Source organism: Streptomyces sp. NPDC085931, from assembly GCF_044540565.1.
GTDB lineage: Bacteria > Actinomycetota > Actinomycetes > Streptomycetales > Streptomycetaceae > Streptomyces.
Map to the genome: position 1 here is coordinate 37,989 of NZ_JBITSK010000012.1, position 16,423 is coordinate 54,411.

Below are 16,423 nucleotides of genomic sequence, written 5' to 3' on the forward strand. Positions count from 1 at the left end.
CGGAGCACCGGCGGCCCGGGTGTCACGCCCGCTGCCCGAACAGCTCCCGCAGCACGTCCTCCATGGTGACCAGCCCGGCCAGCCGCCCGTCCGCCCCGAGGACGGCCGCGAGGTGCGTCCGGCTGCCCCGCATCGCGGTGAGGACGTCGTCGAGCGGCGTGTGCTCCCGCACGCGCGCGATGGACCGCATGTCCCGCAGCCGGAACGGCACATCGCGCCCGAGCGCGTCCAGGGCGTCCTTCACATGGAGGTAGCCGACGATCCGCCGGCCCTCGTCCACCACCGGGAACCGGGAGAACCCGGACTCCGCCGACAGCCGCTCCAGCTGCTCCGGGGTGACGCCCACGCGCGCGTAGACCACGCGTTCCAGCGGCATGACCACGTCGCGCACCGGGCGGCGGCCCAGTTCCAGCGCGTCGTGCAGCCGCTCCTGGGCGCGGTCGTCGATGAGGCCGGCCTCGCCGGAGTCCTTGACGATCTGCGCGATCTCGGCGTCCGAGTAGGAGGCGGCGACCTCCTCGCGGGCCTCCACGCGCAGCAGCTTCAGCAGCGCGTTGGCGAAGGCGTTCACCGTGAAGATCACCGGCCGCAGTGCCCGGGACAGCGCCACCAGGGGCGGGCCGAGGGCCAGCGCGCTGCGCACCGGTTCGGCCAGCGCGATGTTCTTCGGCACCATCTCGCCGAGCAGCATGTGCAGATACGTCGCCAGGGACAGCGCGATCACGAAGGACACCGCGTGCCCGGCGCCCTCGGGCACGCCCATGGCGTGGAACGCCGGCTCCAGCAGGTGGGCGATCGCGGGCTCGGCGACCACGCCCAGCACCAGCGTGCACAGCGTGATGCCGAGCTGTGCGGCCGCCATCAGCGCGGACACGTGCTCCAACCCCCACAGCACGCTCTTGGCGCGCCGGTCGCCCTGGTCCGCGTGGGGTTCGATCTGGCTGCGGCGCACCGAGATCAGCGCGAACTCCGCACCGACGAAGAAGGCGTTGACGACGAGTGTCGCCAGGCCGATCAGCAACTGGACGGCGGTCACAGCTCCACCCCCTTCCCGGCGCGCTTCGCGCCGGGCTGCTCGTCGTCCAGGGGCGCGCGCAGCAGGACGCGGGCGGCCCGCCTGCCGGTGGCGTCCAGGACCTCCATCCGCCAGCCGGCGACCTGGAGCGTGTCACCCTCGGCCGGTATCCGGCCCAGTTCCGTCGCCACCAGGCCGGCGAGCGTCTCGTAGGGCCCCTCCGGCGCGCGCAGGCCCACGCGCTCCAGATGGTCCACGCGCGCGGAGCCGTCGGCCGAGTAGAGGGCGTGCCCGGTCTCGTCCGTGCCGGCCGGCGCGAGGTCCGGCAGCTCGTGCGGGTCGTGCTCGTCGCGCACCTCGCCGACGACCTCCTCGACGATGTCCTCCAGGGTGGCCACGCCCGCCGTGCCGCCGTACTCGTCGATGACGACGGCCATGGTGCGCTTGCCGGAGAGCCGGTCCAGGAGGCGGTCGACGGTGAGCGTCTCGGGGACCAGCAGCGGCTCGCGCATCAGCTCGGAGACGTGGACCCGGGTGCGCTGCTCGGCGGGGACCGCCAGCACGTCCTTCACGTGCGCGGTGCCGACGACCGAGTCGAGCGTGCCGCGGTAGACGGGGAACCGGGACAGACCGGTCGCCCGGGTCGCGTTCGCCACGTCCTCCAGGGTCGCCTGCACCTCCAGGGCGACCACCTGCACCCGGGGCGTCATCACGTTCTCCGCGGTCAGGTCGGCGAGGTTCAGCGTCCGCACGAACAGCTCGGCGGTGTCGGCCTCCAGGACGCCCTCCCTGGCGGAGTGCCGGGCGAGCGCCGCGAGCTCCTGCGGCCCGCGCGCCGAGGCCAGTTCCTCGGCGGGCTCGACGCCGATCCGGCGCACGACCCGGTTCGCCGTGTTGTTCAGATGCGTGATGAACGGCCGGAACGCGGCGCTGAACCAGCGCTGCGCGCTGCCCACGGTCTTGGCGACGGCCAGCGGCGAGGAGATCGCCCAGTTCTTGGGCACCAGCTCGCCGACGACCATCAGGAACACCGTCGACAGGGCCGTGCCGATCACCAGCGCCAGACTGCGCGACGCGGAGCGCGAGACACCGGCGTCCTCCAGCGGGCCGGCGATCAGCGCGGCGATGGACGGCTCGGCCAGCATGCCGACGACCAGATTCGTGACGGTGATGCCGAGCTGCGCCCCGGAGAGCTGGAACGTCAGGTTCCGTACGGCCTTGAGGGCGCCCTGGGCGCCGCGTTCGCCGCGCTCCACGGCGCGTTCCAGCTCCGCGCGCTCGACCGTGGTGAGGGAGAACTCGGCCGCCACGAAGGCGCCGCAGGCCAGCGAGAGCAGGATCGCCGCCAGGAGGAGGAGCACTTCGGTCATCGGTTCACCCCCGTTCCATGGTTCTGCAGGACCGGGCTGGGCGCGCGGCGTGGCGCGCTGGGAGGCTCGCCCATGGGCGGACGCTCACAACCTTTCATAAAGAACCGAGTGGCCATCCAAGAGTAAAGGATGGGCAAAGTCCTTCCCGCGGGGTGCTCAGCCGGCCGTTTCAGCCGGTCAGCGGCTTCACCCAGCGGCGCCACTGCTCCTCGGCCGCGTACCCGGCGGCGCCCCACGCGCGGTGTGCGGTCGCGTTGCGGGTGAGGACCATCGCGTCGGCCCGTCGCCCGCCGAGCCGCACGAACCGCTCCTCGGCGGCGGCGAGCAGCGCGGAGGCGATGCCCTCGCGGCGGTGGTCCGGGTGCACGGCCAGGCGGTACAGATGGCAGCGCCAGCCGTCGAACCCGGCGATGACCGTGCCGGCCAGTTCGCCGTCCCGCTCCGCCAGGACGAGCGCCTCGGGGTCGCGCGCCACCAGGCGCTCCACACCGCCCCGGTCGTCGCTGATGCTCGTGCCCTCGGCGGCCACCTTCCAGAAGGCCAGCACGGCGTCGAGGTCGTCGGGCGTCGCGGCCCGGATGCGCAGTTCGCTCATGCGGTGATCCCACCACGCGGCGACCGGGGGAGCAGGCCGTTTCAGGATGCGGACGTCACCGGGGCGGGACGCCGCCGCGCAGCGCTGAGCGGCTCGGGCGCCCGCCCCGGGTGCCGTCACTCGTGCGCGATGGCCGCCAGTACGTTCAGACGCGAGGCGCGCAGCGCCGGCAGCAGCGCCGCGACCACCCCGACCACCGCCGAGCCCACCACCACCGCCACGACCGTGAACCACGGGATCGCCAGGGCCGTCATCCCCTGCAGCGCCAGCACCTGCTGCATGCACAGGCCCCACACCAGCCCCAGGGCGAGCCCGAGGACCGCGCCGAACACGGCGATCACCACCGACTCCAGCCGGATCATGCGCCGCAGCTGACGCCGGGACAGCCCGATGGCCCGCAGCAGCCCGATCTCCCGGGTGCGCTCGACCACCGACAGGGCGAGCGTGTTGACCACGCCGAGCACCGCGATGACGATCGCCAGCCCGAGCAGCGCGTACACCAGGTACAGCAGCACCGAGATCTGGTCGCGGACCAGCTGCTTGTAGTCGGCCAGGTCCCGCACCTGCACCTGCGGATACGGCTCCAGGGTCTCCTCCAGGCGGTCGCGCAGGGTGTCGTCGCCCGTGCCGGGGGCGGCGTTGACGTACAGCGCGGAGTCCTGCCCGCCCGGCGCGTACCGCTCCAGGGTGGCCAGCCCGAAGTAGAGCCCGCCCTGGGTGCCGAAGCCCTCGGCGGAGTCCTGGTCGGTGAGCGCGCCCACCCTCAGCTCCGCGCTGCGCCCGCCCTGGAACGACACCGGGAGCGTGCTGCCCACCCGCACACCGTGGTCGCGGGCGAAGTCCCGGTCCATGGCCAGGCGCCCCGGCGCGAGCGCGGCGGCGGTGTCCCCCTGCGTATAGGTGATGCCGGCGACCTCGTCGAGCCGCGGATCGTAGCCCGCGGCGGTCGTCTCCACGCGGTCGCCGTCCGGCAGCCGCACCGCCACCGGCGCGAACCGCCCGCGCACCACCAGGCCCACCCCCTCGGTGTCGCGCACCGCGTCGGTGACCTCCCGCGGGAACGGCAGGAAACCGGTGTTCTGCACGACGAAGTCGGCTCCCAGCGTCCGGTCGATCTGCCGGTCGAACGACCTGGTCATCGACTCGCTCGCCACGGACAGCCCGGCGACCAGGGCGATGCCCACCATCAGCGCGGCCGCGGTCGCCCCGGTACGGCGCGGATTGCGCAGCGCGTTGCGCCGGCTCATCCGGCCGACCGCCCCGAACAGCGCGGGGAACGCCGCGCCGAGGACCTGGATCACCGGACGCACCAGCAGCGGCCCGGCGATCACGGCCGCGATCAGCGTCAGCACCACGCCGAGGCCCAGCAGGGACGCCGCCGTCGCCGTCCGCCCGGACGCCGCGCAGCCCGCGAGCGCCGCCGCACCGGCCGCCCCGACGACCGCGCCCGCCACGGCGCGCACCCGCAGCGGCCGGCCCACCCCGGCGACCTCGGCGTCGGACAGCGCCGCCATCGGCGACACGCCCGCGGCCCGCCGCGCCGGGAGGTAGGCGGCGACGAAGGTGACGCCGAGGCCGACGGCGTACGCCACCACGGGGGTCACCGGGCCGATGACCATCTCGTCGGCGTCGATGTCGGTCCCCAGCAGGCCCACCAGCTCGATGAGCCCGGCCGCGAGCCCGATGCCGGCGGCGAGCCCCAGCGTGGAGCCGGCCAGGCCGAGCAGGAAGGCCTCGGTGAGGACGGAACGGCGGACCTGGCGCCGGTCCGCCCCGAGCGCGCGCAGCAGCCCCAGTTCACGGGTGCGCTGGGCGATGAGCATCGAGAAGGTGTTGACGATCAGGAACACGCCGACCAGCACGGCGACCCCGGCGAAGCCGAGCATCACGTACTTGATCACGTCGAGGAACCCGCCGAGCCGCTCGACGTCCGACTCGGCCTGCTCGCCGGCCGTCCGGAAGTCGTAGGTGTGCGGGCCGAGCGCGGCGGCCACACGCCGCTTGAGCTCCTGGTCGGCCACCCCGTCCGCCGCGTCGACCGCGAGGGAGGTGGCGGCGGACGGGGCGCCGAGCAGCTTCGCCCGGGCGGCGGGGGCGTCGAAGTAGATCCGGGCGGCGCCGGGGTTGGTGGTCGTGAAGGTGACGAGGCCGACGACCCGGACCCGGAACGAGCCGGGCGGTGCGATCACGGTGAGCGTGTCGCCGACGTCCACGTCCTTGCGGCCGGCGGTCTCCGAGTCGAGCAGGGCCTGCGCGGGGCCCTTCGGAGCGCGGCCCGCGCTCAGTTCGACAGGGCTGCGCGGCCCGGGGAGCCAGGCGCTGCCGAGCGTGGGCGCGCCGGTGGTGGGGCTCACCGGCTCGTCGTTCCCGTCGGTGACGGTGAGGCCCTGCACCTCCACCTCGGCGCGGACGGCCGCGACCCCCTCCACCCGGCGGACCCGTTCGGCGAGCGCCGCCGGCAGGGTCGCCGTCCGGCCGGAGGGCACCGCCTCGTCGAGGTCCTCCTTCGGACTGACCGTGACATCGGCGGCGGAGGAGGCGAACAGCCGGTCGAAGGTCCGGCCGACGGTGTCGGAGAAGATCAGGCTCCCCGTGACGAACGCGACCGACAGCAGGACGGCGAGCGCCGAGAGCAGCAGCCGCCCCTTGTGCGCCAGGAAGCTCCGCAGGGTCGCCTTGAGCACCGGGTCAGGTCTCCTCGGCCGGGGAGCCCTCGGACCGGGTGCGGATCACGTCGAAACGCTTCATGCGTTCCAGTACGGCCTCCGCGGTCGGCTGCCGCATCTCGTCGACGATCCGGCCGTCCCCGAGGAACAGCACCAGGTCCGAGTGGGCGGCGGCCCCCGGGTCGTGGGTGACCATGACGACGGTCTGCCCCAGCCGGTCCACGGCCTCGCGCAGGAAGCCGAGCACCTCCAGACCGGCGCGCGAGTCGAGGTTGCCCGTCGGCTCGTCCGCGAAGATCAGCTCGGGCCGGGAGGCGAGAGCCCGCGCGCAGGCCACGCGCTGCTGCTGGCCGCCGGAGAGCTGCGACGGCCGGTGCCGGAGCCGGTCGCGCAGGCCCAGCGTGTCGATGACCCGGTCCAGCCACTGCGGGTCGGGCCTGCGGCCCGCGATGTCCATCGGCAGCGTGATGTTCTCCAGCGCGTTCAGGGTCGGGATCAGGTTGAACGACTGGAACATGAAGCCGATCCGGTCCCGGCGCAGCCGGGTCAGCTCGCGCTCCTTCAGGCCCGTGATCTCGACGTCGCCGAGCCACACCTGACCGGCCGAGACGGTGTCGAGCCCGGCCAGGCAGTGCATCAGCGTGGACTTGCCGGAGCCCGACGGCCCCATCACCGCGGTGAACCGGCCGCGGACCACGTCCACGTCCACCGCGTCCAGGGCGAGCACGGCCGTCTCGCCCGACCCGTAGGCCTTGGTCAGACCGCGGGCCCGGGCCGCGATTCCGTCGGCCGGCGCGAGGCCGGGGGCGTGCTCCGCAGCGGGTGTGGACAAGGCCGCCTCCTCGGGGTCGGTACCGGAACCTCCCGGCTCAGCCCGAGGGTAATGTGACCGGCCCCACACCCGACATCCTCCGCGAGTCGGACCCGCGGTGCCCCACACCCGACATCCTCCGCGAGTCGTACCCGCGGTGCCCACACCGGGCGCCCTCCGTGAGTCGCACGGGGGGTGCCCACACCGGGCGTCCTCCGCGAGTCCCACTCGGGGAGCCCACACCGGGCACCTTGCGCGAGTCGCACTGAGAGCCCACACCCGGCGCCCTCCGCGCGAGGGGGGGGAAGCGTGAGGCGGGGCCTGCGCCCTGGTGGCCCCCGCGCCGTTGCTCCCGCGGGCGTCACGCCGGGCATGTGCCCGGGCCCCGGGCCGCCGAGCGGGGCCTGTGGCCGCGGTGGCCTGGGCGTCACTCCCGGGCAGCCACGCCGCGCCCGGCATCGCGGCGCCGGGCGCGGGCCGGGCGGCCGCCGCGTTGGGCCCGCGCCTCGGTCGCCTGAATGTCGCGCCCCGATCGTCGTGCCGCGCCGAGCGGCCTGGGACCGGCCGTCGCTCCCGGACTGACGCGCCGGGCCCATGTCCGGCCGGCCCGGGCGTCGGCCGCGGCCGTCATACCGGGCCGAGCGCCTTGGCCCAGGTATCGGTCTCCGGCCGCCACGCCGTGCCCAGCACGCAGTACGACGTGGGCAGCACCGGACCCCGCTCCGGCATCAGCAGCCGCCGGTACGGGCCGAGTTCGAACCCGGCCTCGCGCAGCGCCCGCACCGGCTCGCGGGACAGGTGGCAGCCCCCGTTCAGCAGCGGCCACACCGTCCGGTCCAGCGCGCGCTGCGTCGCGCCCATCGCCCTCCGCCGCCCCCGCCGTGCTCGAAGAACCGCACCTCACCGCCCGGCCGCAGCACCCGCTGCAGCTCCGCGAGCGCCCGGGGCACGTCCCGCACACTGCACAGCACCAGCGACACCACCGCCGCGTCGAAGCCCTCGCTCTTGACCGGCAGCGCCTCGGCCGCGCCCGGCACCACGTCCACCGGCACCTCGGCGCGCAGCGCGGCCTCCACGGCCGACTGCCGCAGCCGCCGCTCCGGCTCGATCGCCACGACCTCCGCGACGGTGCCCGGGTAGCGCGCGAAATTCAGCCCGTTGCCGGCACCGATCTCGATCACGCGGCCCGACAGCCCGCGGAGCAGTCTCCCGCGCACCCGGCCCATGCCCATCCGCGTCTCCGCGGTGACACTGACCCGGGCGTAGTAGCGGGCGAACAGCGGATGGCGTACGGCGTCCCGCGGCAGCGCGCCGGAGCGGAGCGGCATCAGGACCTCCCTGGACAAGGCCGGCCTCACCCGCATTGTCCCCCGGTCGGGCCCGGCCCACCCCCGCCCCTCACGGCAGACGGACGCGGCCCAGCACCGGGAGGTGGTCACTGCCCGTCGCCTCCAGCGCCGACACCCGCGTCACCTCGACGCCCCGCCCCAGCACCTGGTCGATCCGGGCCACCGGCAGGGCGGACGGCCAGCTGAACGCGAAGCCCGTGCCGGGGGCGTCCAGGTGCGCGGTGAGCGGCCGGAGCCCGCGGTCCCACACCGTGCCGTTGAGATCGCCGACGACCAGCAGCCGTCCGGCCGGGTCGGCCGCGATCCGGGCCCCGAGCAGGGCCGCGCTCTCGTCCCGGGCCGCCGACGCCAGCCCCGTCGGCTCGAGGCGGACCGAGGGCAGATGGACCACGTACACCGCGACCGGCCCGCCCGGCGTGGAGACGGTGGCCCGCAGAGCGCGCCGCCAGCTCGCCGGGAAACCCGCGGGCCGGATGTCCACGGGCCGCACGTCCGACAGCGGCCAGGCCGACCAGAGCCCGACCGTGCCCTGGACCGCCCGGTGCGGATGGGAGGCCCCGAGGACCTCCTCGTACCGGGGCCGCGCCGCCGCCGTCAGCTCCTGGACGGCCACCAGCCCGGCGCCCGGGGCGAGCAGCGCGCGGGCCGTGCCGGCCGGGTCGGCGTTGTCGTCGGCGACGTTGTGCTGCACGACGGTCAGGTCGTGCGGCCCCGGGGACGGGGAGAACCACAGGCCGCCGAACATCCAGCACCAGACCAGCGCGGGCGCCGCGCAGGCCAGCAGCCCCACCCTCGACCGCGCGTACAGGGCCAGGGCGACGAGGACCGGCACGGCCGCGCCCGGCCAGGGCAGGAACGTCTCCAGGAGACTGCCCAGCCGCCCCGCCCCGTTGGGCACGGCGGCGTGCAGGGCCGGCAGCCCGGCGACGCCGGCGGCGCCGGCGACGAGCCAGGTGTCCCACGCCGTCCCGCACCGGGCGGTCACGCTAGGCGAGTTCCCCGGCCAGCAGCGCCGCCGTCCTCGCGACGAGCGGGTTGTCGGCCGGGGCGTCCTCCTCCGGCTGGGTCGTCAGTACCGACATCACGATCGGCGGGCCGTCCGGCGGCCAGGTGACGCCCACGTCGTGGTTGCCGCCGTAGCGTCCGCCGCCGGTCTTGTCGGCGATCAGCCAGTCCGCGGGCAGGGCCTTGCGGAACTTCTCGGCACTGGTGGTGTTGCGCAGCAGCCAGTCCGTGAGCCGGGCCCGGTCCCGCGGGGCCAGCGCGTCCCCCACCACGAGCCGGGCGTAGGTCCGGCCGATGGCGCGCGGTGTGGTCGTGTCGGTCAGGCGCCACGGCTCCGCGCTGTTCAGCTCGGGCTCCCAGCGGTCCAGCCGGGTGACGCCGTCGCCGACCGAGCGGGCGAAGCGGGTGATCGCGGTCGGCCCGCCCAGCTCCTTCAGCAGCAGGTTGCCCGCGGTGTTGTCGCTGAAGCGGATGGTGGCGTCGCACAGCTCGCCGACGGTCATGCCGGTCGCGACGTGCCGCTCGGTGACCGGGGAGTACCCGGACCTCGTCACGTAGTCCTGGCTGTAGCGGATGCGGCGGGCCAGGAACTCCCCGTCACGGTCGAGGTCGCGCAGCACCGCGGCCGCCGCAAGCGTCTTGAACACCGAGGCCATCGGGAAGCGCTCGTCGGACCGGTAGGCCACCGTCCGGCCCGTGCGCAGGTTGCGGGCGTAGACGCCCAGCCGGGCGGTGTGCTCCCGTTCCAGCTCCCGCAGCCGGGCGGTGACACCGCCGGTGCCCGCTGACGCGTGGGCCGTGCCGCCGCCCAGCGCGAGGGCGGCGGCCGCGCCCAGCACGAGTGCCGTACGGCGGGTGGGGCGTGGTGGTTCGGTGCGCACGGTGTTCCCTTCGACGGTGATCGCCTACGAAGGTCAACACGCGAGGGGCGCCCGCGCCGGTTTCACCCCGCGCCCCGCGCGCTCCAACTTCACTCCGCGCGCCGTTTCACCCACCCCCCTCCCACACCTCAGGACGCTCCGGGTGCCTCCCGCGTCCGGAAGGCCTCGGCGTCCCACGTGCCGTCCAGCCGGGGCGCCAGCCAGTGCGGGGCCGCAGCGCGGAAGGCGGCGGGGGAGAGTGCCGCCGAGCCGGCGGGCACGGCCCCCAGCAGCGGTGCCCGGGCCACGTCCGGCAGATCGGCGAGATTGCAGCGAGCGGCCAGATCCGGCGCCGCGGGCCAGCTGCCGATCACGATCCCGGCCAGGTCCAGCCCCCGGTGCCGCAGTTCACGCGCGGTCAGCTCCGTCGTGTTGAGGGTGCCCAGACCCGCCGCGGTCACGACCAGCACGGGCGCCGCCAGCAGCCCGGCCGCGTCCGCCAGGGTGCCGCCGGCCGCGTCGAACCGCACGAGCAGTCCGCCCGCTCCCTCCACCAGCACCAGGTCGTGCTCGGTGGCCAGTTTGGCGGCGGCCTCCGCGACCTCGTGCGGGTGCACCGGGGCCCGGCCGGCCCGGCGCGCGGCCGTGGCCGGGGCCAACGGGTCCGGATAGCGGGCCAGTTCGGCCGTCGTCACCGGGCCCGCCAGGCGCGCGACCTCCGCCGCGTCGCCCGCCTCGCCCGGGAGCACGCCCGTCTGCGCGGCCTTCAGCACGGCCACCGAACGGCCCGCGGCGAGCGCCGTCGCGGCGACGGCCGCGGTCACGACCGTCTTGCCGACCTCCGTGCCCGTGCCCGTGATCACCAGTACCGTCATGTCATCCCTCCCGCGCCGCCGCGCACACCGCTCGCGCTATGCGCGCCAGGTCCGCGTCGCCCGTGACGTACGGCGGCATGGTGTAGATCAGATCGCGGAACGGCCGCAGCCACACGCCCTCGCGCACGGCCGCCTCCGTCGCCGCCTTCATGTCCACGGGGTGGTCCAGCTGCACCACCCCGATGGCGCCGAGGACCCGCACGTCCTTCACCCCCGGCAGGTCCGAGGCCGCCGCGAGTCCCTCGCGCAGGCCCGCCTCGATCCGCCTGACCTCCGCGCGCCAGTCCTGCCCGAGCAGCAGCTCGATCGAGGCACAGGCCACGGCCGCCGCCAGCGGATTGCCCATGAACGTCGGGCCGTGCGCGAGCACCGGCACCTCGCCGCGGGAGATGCCGTCGGCCACCCGCGCGGTGCACAGCGCCGCCGCCATCGTCAGGTAGCCGCCGGTCAGCGCCTTGCCGACGCACATCACATCCGGTGTCACCGCCGCGTGCTCCGCCGCGAACAGCGCGCCCGTGCGCCCGAAGCCGGTGGCGATCTCGTCGAACACCAGCAGCACTCCGTGCGCGTCGCACGCCTCGCGCAGCACCCGCAGATAGGCGGGGGAGTGGAAGCGCATCCCGCCCGCGCCCTGCACCACCGGCTCGACGATCACCGCGGCCAGCTCCTCGGCGTGCCGCCCGATCAGCGACCGCAGGTGCTCGGCGTAGGCCTCGTCGTACTCGGCCGGGGGCGGATCGGCGAAGACCTGGCGCGGGAGCACCCCGGACCACAGCTCGTGCATCCCGCCCTCGGGGTCGCACACCGACATCGGCTGCCAGGTGTCGCCGTGGTAGCCGCCGCGCCAGGTCAGCAGCCGCCGCTTGCCGGGGCGGCCCAGCGAACGCCAGTACTGCAGGCACATCTTGACCGCCACCTCGACCGACACCGACCCGGAGTCGGCGAGGAAGACGTGCTCGAGACCGTCCGGCGACATGTCGACAAGGAGCTTCGCCAGACGCACGGCGGGTTCGTGGGTGAGCCCGCCGAACATCACGTGGCTCATCCGCCCGAGCTGCTCGCGCGCGGCCTCGTTCAGCACCGGGTGGTTGTAGCCGTGGATCGCCGACCACCAGGACGACATGCCGTCGACCAGCTCGCCCGAACCGTCCGCGAGCCGCAGCCTGACCCCGCTCGCCGACTCCACGACGAGCGGTTCCTGCCGTCCGGGCATCGGGCCGTACGGGTGCCACACATGCCGCCGGTCGAGCTCCAGCAGCTCGGCGACGGCCGGCTCAGGCATTGGGCGCGAGGTCCGTCCCGGCGCCCCGGCGGCGCACGGCGACCAGGTCGGTCCGGGGCCCGGCGGGCTGCGCGGCCGGCGCGGAACCGCACACGCCGCCCTCCTCGGAGCCCTCCGAGCCGCAGCCACCACCGCTGCCGCAGCCGCCCGCGGCCCGGTGCTCGGGCAGCGTCACCTGGCCGGTGCCCTCCACCTCGAACCCGGCGTCCGCGATCATCTCCAGGTCGGCCTTGCCCGCCTGGCCCTCGCTGGTGAGGTAGTCGCCCAGGAAGATGGAGTTGGCCAGGTGCAGCGCGAGCGGCTGCATCGTGCGCAGATGGACCTCGCGCCCGCCCGCGATGCGGACCTCCACGTCCGGGCAGACGAACCGGACCATGGCCAGGATCCGCAGGCAGCGCTGCGGGGTCAGGTTCCACTCCTTGCCGAGCGGGGTGCCCTCGAACGGGATCAGGAAGTTCACCGGGACCGAGTCCGGGTCCAGCTCGCGCAGCGAGAACACGACGTCGACCAGGTCCTCGTCGCTCTCGCCCATGCCGGCGATCAGCCCGGAGCAGGCGGACAGACCGGCGGCGTGCGCCTTGTTCACCGTGTCGACCCGGTCGGCGTACGTGTGGGTGGTGGTGATGTCCCCGTACGTCGCCTCGGACGTGTTCAGGTTGTGGTTGTAGGCGTCGGCGCCGGCCTCGCGCAGCCGCTCCGCCTGGCCGTCGGAGAGCAGGCCGAGGCAGGCGCACACCTCGACGCCCTCGTTGTTCTCCTTGATCGCCTTGATGGTCTCGGAGACCCGGTCCACGTCACGGTCGGTGGGGCCGCGCCCGCTGGCCACCAGGCAGACCCGCTTGGCGCCCCCGGCCACCCCGGCCGCCGCCGCGTCGGACGCCTGGTCCGGTTTGAGCCAGGTGTACTTCAGGATCCCGGCCTCGGAGCCGAGCCGCTGCGAACAGTACGAGCAGTCCTCGGGGCACAGGCCCGACTTCAGGTTGACGAGATAGTTGAGTTTCACCCGCCGGCCGAACCAGTGCCGGCGCACCTTTCCGGCCGCGGCCACCACATCGAGCAGGTCGTCGTCGGACGTCGCGAGGACGGCCAGTGCCTCGTCCCGGGTCGGCAGTTCGCGCCGAAGCCCCTTGTCCACCAGCGTGTTCAGCAGGTCCATGAGAGCCGATCCTGTCCTACCGAGGCGGTCCGGGCCAAGGAGACTTCGCACAACTAAGTCCCTTCGAGGTGTGGGTATTGCCACACAGTGACCTGCTGGTCGTCCCGCTAGTGTCTGTGCACTGCCTACAAATTCCGCGGAGGACCACCCATGGCGTTCGGCTGGATCGACGAGCAGGCGGAGCTGCGCCGCCGCGCGGGACTCGTGCGGACCCTGCGCCCGCGCCCGGCGCGTTCCCCGCTCCTCGACCTGGCGGGCAACGACTACCTGGGGCTGGCCCACCACCCGGAGGTCACCGACGGCGCGGCCCGCGCGGCGCGGACGTGGGGCGGTGGCTCGACCGGCTCCCGGCTCGTCACCGGCACGACCGAACTGCACACCGAGCTGGAACGGGAACTGGCCGGATTCTGCGGCTTCGAGGCGGCCCTGGTCTTCTCCTCCGGCTACGCCGCCAACCTCGCGGCGGTCACCGCGCTGGCGCCGCACGGCTCGCTGATCGTCTCCGACGCGGGCAACCACGCCTCGCTCATCGACGGCTGCCGGCTCGCCCGCGGCACGACCCAGGTGGTGGCGCACGCCGAGCCGGAGGCCGTGCGCAAGGCGCTGGCGGCCCACACGGGCACGGCGATCGCCGTGTCCGACACGGTCTTCTCCGTCGACGGCGACGCGGCCCCGCTCGCGGCGCTCGCCGCGGCCTGCCGAGAGCACGGCGCCGGGCTGGTCGTGGACGACGCCCACGGCCTGGGCGTCCTCGGCGCCGGCGGCCGCGGCGCCCCGCACGCGGCGGGACTCGCGGGCGCCGACGACGTCGTCGCGACGGTCACGCTGTCCAAGTCGCTCGGCAGCCAGGGCGGAGCCGTCCTCGGCCCGGCCCGGGTCGTCGACCACCTGGTCAACGCGGCACGGACGTTCATCTTCGACACGGGCCTGGCCCCCGCCGCGGCGGGGGCCGCCCTGGCGGCCCTGCGGCTGCTGCGCCGCGAGCCGCAACGGGCGGAGCGGGCCCGCGCGGTGGCGGACGAGCTGTACACGCGCCTGACCACCGCGGGTCTGGAAGCGGTGCGTCCGGACGCCGCGGTGGTCTCGGTGCGGGCGCCCTCGGCCGAGGACGCCGTGCGCTGGGCGGCCGAGTGCCGCGCGGCCGGCCTGGCCGTGGGCTGTTTCCGCCCGCCGTCCGTGCCGGACGGCATCTCACGGCTCAGGCTGACCGCCCGCGCGGACCTGACCGGTCAGCAGATCGATCGCGCTGTACGGGTGATCGGCGAGACGCGGCCATGAGTCGGCGTGACACGGCCGTGCGTCGCACGACGGCGGACGGAGCGGCAGGGTTCAGATGCGGTCGACCGCGGACGTGAAGTCGGCCCAGCTCTGCGCGGAGAAGAGCAGTGCGGGCCCGTCCGGGGCCTTGGAGTCGCGCACGGCGAGCAGACCGGCCCAGGGCGGGCTGTGCGGACACGCGGTCTCGACGCAGTTGTTCGCGCCGGTGCTGTAGCTGCTGCGCAACCACCGCACACCGTGCAGTTCGCTGCTTGAGGGGACATGACGAGGCAGTGCACGCATGGTGCCTCCTTACGCGCCGGCGGCTGTCCCGGCGATGAAATCCAACGAGTCCTCGGGCGAAAGGGCGTGGATCTGAAGGGCGTTGAAGGCCTCCGTGTACGCCTGGAGGTCTTCTTTCCGTTCCAGGTAGAGGCTACTCGTCAAGTGGTCGAGAACAACCACATCCAGATCAGAAGTGCTCGAAAATGAGAAGATAACGAAAGGTCCCGTCACGCCGATGTGCGCCCCGGCAGCGAACGGGAGTACCTGCAACCGCACTTGGGGCAGGCGCGCCGCCTCGACCAGCCGTTCCAGCTGCCGGGCCATGACCCCGGGCCCGCCCACCTCCCGCCGCAGCACCGCCTCGTCCAGGACGGCGCTCAGTTCCAGGGGAGGATCCGCGCGCAGCACGTCCTGCCGGGCCAGCCGCACCTCGACCAGTGTGTCCAGCCGGTCCTCCGGCAGTCCCTCCACCGCCGCCCGTGTCACCGCCCGCGCGTACTCGGGCGTCTGCAACAGGCCCGGGACGACGGTCGTCTCCAGCGTGCGCATCGTGCTGGCCTGCGACTCCAGGCTGATGAAGTCCCGGTAGGTCGGCGGCAGCACCCCGCGGTAGGCGTGCCACCAGTGGTGCCGCCCGCCGCTGTCGTCGGAGCCGGCCAGCATCGTGAGCAGCTCGCGCAGCTGGGTGTCGGCCACGTCGTAGGCGTCGAGCAGTAACCGCACATCGGCCGGCTTCACCCCGCTGGTGCCCGTCTCGATCCGGCTGACCTTGGACTGATGCCAGCCCACCAGCCGGGCCGCCTCACCGCTGGTGAGCCCCGCCGCCGCGCGCAACGCGCGCAGTTCGGCGCCCAGTTTCCGGCGGCGCACCGCGGGACCGTGCTGCATGGGCTTCTCCCTACTCCTTCCGTGCCACCCATATACGGTCTCGCGTCGCAGAGTTCACCGCATCGAGCGACAGATATATGCATATCTTGGTGGATCGCCGTCCTTCACGGGTGATTCGGTGGCAGTCTGGCGGACGAAGCACCAGTCCGGGACCGTACTCGAACCATCCGCTCCGTGTCGGACTGCGGTCCCGTGGGAAAGGGACGACGTCGCCATGGCAGACCATCTGGAAGCATCCGTCACTCTGCCGAGCGATCCGGCCTCGGTCTCGGCGGCCCGTGCCTACGTGGTGGGCACGCTCGCGGAGTGGGGGCTGCCGGCGGACACGGAGGTGTCCGACACCGTGCGGCTCATCATCTCCGAGCTCGCCACCAATGCCGTCCAGCACACCTTCGGGCAGTCGCCCACCTTCACCGTGGACATGGCGCTCGAGCGCGACGAGCGGCTGCGCATCGGCGTCACCGACAGCCATCCGCGCTTCCCCAGACGGCTCCCCGCCGCCGTCCAGCAGGACAACGGCCGCGGCCTGGTCATCATCCGGTGGCTGACCGCCGAGTGCGGCGGCCGGTTCAGGATCCGCCCCACCCGTGAGGGCGGCAAGACCATCTCGGTCGAACTGCCGTGGGCCACTCCCGCCCGGGCGGCGACGACGGCGGTCCGGCAGGAGCCGTAGCCGCCCTCACCGGTGCCACGCCGAGGCTTCCCGGCGCCCCAGTGGTGCGGGACCCTCGTACCGTCCCGGGACGGCGTCCCAGGCCTCCCGGAAAGCCGTGGTCCCCCGCTCCTCCTCACACGGTCCCGTGCGGCGCGTTGCAGCGGAGTCTCGTTGCGTGCGGTGCAGGGGCGGTGCCCGGCCGTGGGGGGACGGTGTCCCTGGGCGCGGTGTCACGCTCCGGCGTGGGGGGGGGGGGGGGGGGGGGCCCCCCCCCCCCCGCCGGGGGGCCCCCCCCCCCCCCCCCCCCCCCCCGGGGGGCCCCCCCGGGGGGGGGGCCCCCCCCCACCCCCCACC

14 protein-coding genes and 1 pseudogene are annotated in these 16,423 nt (G+C 74.4%); 2 read left to right on the forward strand and 13 right to left on the reverse strand.

Translation table 11 applies throughout. The features are described 5' to 3' along the window. Positions 1-22 precede the first annotated feature (22 nt). The 11 genes and pseudogenes from ACIGAN_RS24510 to bioB form a co-directional block, all read right to left on the reverse strand. Positions 23-1,036, reverse strand: a complete 1,014-nt coding sequence (locus tag ACIGAN_RS24510; RefSeq protein ID WP_365098782.1) for a hemolysin family protein — start codon at positions 1,034-1,036, stop codon at positions 23-25. After that, positions 1,033-2,385 (reverse strand): hemolysin family protein, encoded by a 1,353-nt coding sequence (locus ACIGAN_RS24515; RefSeq protein WP_399860503.1) that lies wholly within the window; start codon positions 2,383-2,385, stop codon positions 1,033-1,035. Before ACIGAN_RS24515 ends, ACIGAN_RS24510 begins: the two co-directional genes overlap by 4 nt. Before the next feature lie 169 nt (positions 2,386-2,554). Continuing rightward, the gene (locus tag ACIGAN_RS24520) at positions 2,555-2,980 is read right to left on the reverse strand and encodes a GNAT family N-acetyltransferase (protein ID WP_365098784.1); all 426 of its coding nucleotides are present in this window, start codon (positions 2,978-2,980) and stop codon (positions 2,555-2,557) included. A gap of 116 nt (positions 2,981-3,096) precedes the next feature. After that, complete coding sequence (locus tag ACIGAN_RS24525) at positions 3,097-5,664, reverse strand: ABC transporter permease (RefSeq protein ID WP_399860506.1); 2,568 nt, start codon at positions 5,662-5,664, stop codon at positions 3,097-3,099. A 4-nt stretch (positions 5,665-5,668) separates the two neighbouring features. After that, entirely contained in the window at positions 5,669-6,478 is an 810-nt protein-coding gene (locus ACIGAN_RS24530; protein WP_365098786.1) for an ABC transporter ATP-binding protein, read from the reverse strand. Positions 6,479-7,084: 606 nt separating this feature from the next. Continuing rightward, positions 7,085-7,785 (reverse strand): annotated as a pseudogene (locus ACIGAN_RS24535) (class I SAM-dependent methyltransferase). Between the two features lie 70 nt (positions 7,786-7,855). Continuing rightward, positions 7,856-8,791 carry an endonuclease/exonuclease/phosphatase family protein gene (locus ACIGAN_RS24540; RefSeq protein WP_399860510.1) on the reverse strand — a complete coding sequence of 312 codons (936 nt, stop codon included), beginning with the start codon at positions 8,789-8,791 and terminating at the stop codon, positions 7,856-7,858. A 1-nt stretch (position 8,792) separates the two neighbouring features. Then, positions 8,793-9,692: a class A beta-lactamase gene (bla, locus tag ACIGAN_RS24545; RefSeq protein ID WP_399860513.1), complete on the reverse strand. Its 900-nt coding sequence runs from the start codon at positions 9,690-9,692 to the stop codon at positions 8,793-8,795. A 128-nt stretch (positions 9,693-9,820) separates the two neighbouring features. After that, positions 9,821-10,546: a dethiobiotin synthase gene (bioD, locus tag ACIGAN_RS24550; protein WP_399860515.1), complete on the reverse strand. Its 726-nt coding sequence runs from the start codon at positions 10,544-10,546 to the stop codon at positions 9,821-9,823. 1 nt (position 10,547) lies between these two features. Then, complete coding sequence (locus ACIGAN_RS24555) at positions 10,548-11,828, reverse strand: adenosylmethionine--8-amino-7-oxononanoate transaminase (RefSeq protein ID WP_399860518.1); 1,281 nt, start codon at positions 11,826-11,828, stop codon at positions 10,548-10,550. After that, complete coding sequence (gene bioB, locus ACIGAN_RS24560) at positions 11,821-12,984, reverse strand: biotin synthase BioB (protein WP_365744953.1); 1,164 nt, start codon at positions 12,982-12,984, stop codon at positions 11,821-11,823. The genes ACIGAN_RS24555 and bioB overlap by 8 nt, the downstream gene beginning before the upstream one ends. A gap of 150 nt (positions 12,985-13,134) precedes the next feature. On the opposite strand from bioB, the gene ACIGAN_RS24565 reads away from it, so the two are divergent. Continuing rightward, on the forward strand, positions 13,135-14,262 hold the full coding sequence (locus ACIGAN_RS24565; RefSeq protein WP_399860521.1) for an 8-amino-7-oxononanoate synthase: 1,128 nt from the start codon (positions 13,135-13,137) through the stop codon (positions 14,260-14,262). Between the two features lie 51 nt (positions 14,263-14,313). Here ACIGAN_RS24565 and ACIGAN_RS24570 read toward each other — a convergent pair whose 3' ends face one another. After that, positions 14,314-14,544: a DUF397 domain-containing protein gene (locus ACIGAN_RS24570; RefSeq protein ID WP_365089021.1), complete on the reverse strand. Its 231-nt coding sequence runs from the start codon at positions 14,542-14,544 to the stop codon at positions 14,314-14,316. A 9-nt stretch (positions 14,545-14,553) separates the two neighbouring features. Further along, the gene (locus tag ACIGAN_RS24575; RefSeq protein WP_365089019.1) at positions 14,554-15,414 is read right to left on the reverse strand and encodes a helix-turn-helix domain-containing protein; all 861 of its coding nucleotides are present in this window, start codon (positions 15,412-15,414) and stop codon (positions 14,554-14,556) included. A gap of 214 nt (positions 15,415-15,628) precedes the next feature. Between ACIGAN_RS24575 and ACIGAN_RS24580 the strand changes: the two genes are divergently transcribed. Beyond that, a complete protein-coding gene (locus tag ACIGAN_RS24580) occupies positions 15,629-16,087 on the forward strand; it encodes an ATP-binding protein (protein ID WP_399860525.1) in 459 nt (152 codons plus the stop codon). Positions 16,088-16,423 lie beyond the last annotated feature (336 nt).

Bases quoted from the DNA above. Each gene is read 5' to 3' on its own strand.
- ACIGAN_RS24515 (WP_399860503.1), bottom strand. From the start codon at position 2,385: ATGACCGAAGTGCTCCTCCTCCTGGCGGCGATCCTGCTCTCGCTGGCC.
- ACIGAN_RS24520 (WP_365098784.1), bottom strand. From the start codon at position 2,980: ATGAGCGAACTGCGCATCCGGGCCGCGACGCCCGACGACCTCGACGCC.
- bioD (WP_399860515.1), bottom strand. From the start codon at position 10,546: ATGACGGTACTGGTGATCACGGGCACGGGCACGGAGGTCGGCAAGACG.
- ACIGAN_RS24555 (WP_399860518.1), bottom strand. From the start codon at position 11,828: ATGCCTGAGCCGGCCGTCGCCGAGCTGCTGGAGCTCGACCGGCGGCAT.
- bioB (WP_365744953.1), bottom strand. From the start codon at position 12,984: ATGGACCTGCTGAACACGCTGGTGGACAAGGGGCTTCGGCGCGAACTG.
- ACIGAN_RS24565 (WP_399860521.1), top strand. From the start codon at position 13,135: ATGGCGTTCGGCTGGATCGACGAGCAGGCGGAGCTGCGCCGCCGCGCG.
- ACIGAN_RS24570 (WP_365089021.1), bottom strand. From the start codon at position 14,544: ATGCGTGCACTGCCTCGTCATGTCCCCTCAAGCAGCGAACTGCACGGT.
- ACIGAN_RS24575 (WP_365089019.1), bottom strand. From the start codon at position 15,414: ATGCAGCACGGTCCCGCGGTGCGCCGCCGGAAACTGGGCGCCGAACTG.
- ACIGAN_RS24580 (WP_399860525.1), top strand. From the start codon at position 15,629: ATGGCAGACCATCTGGAAGCATCCGTCACTCTGCCGAGCGATCCGGCC.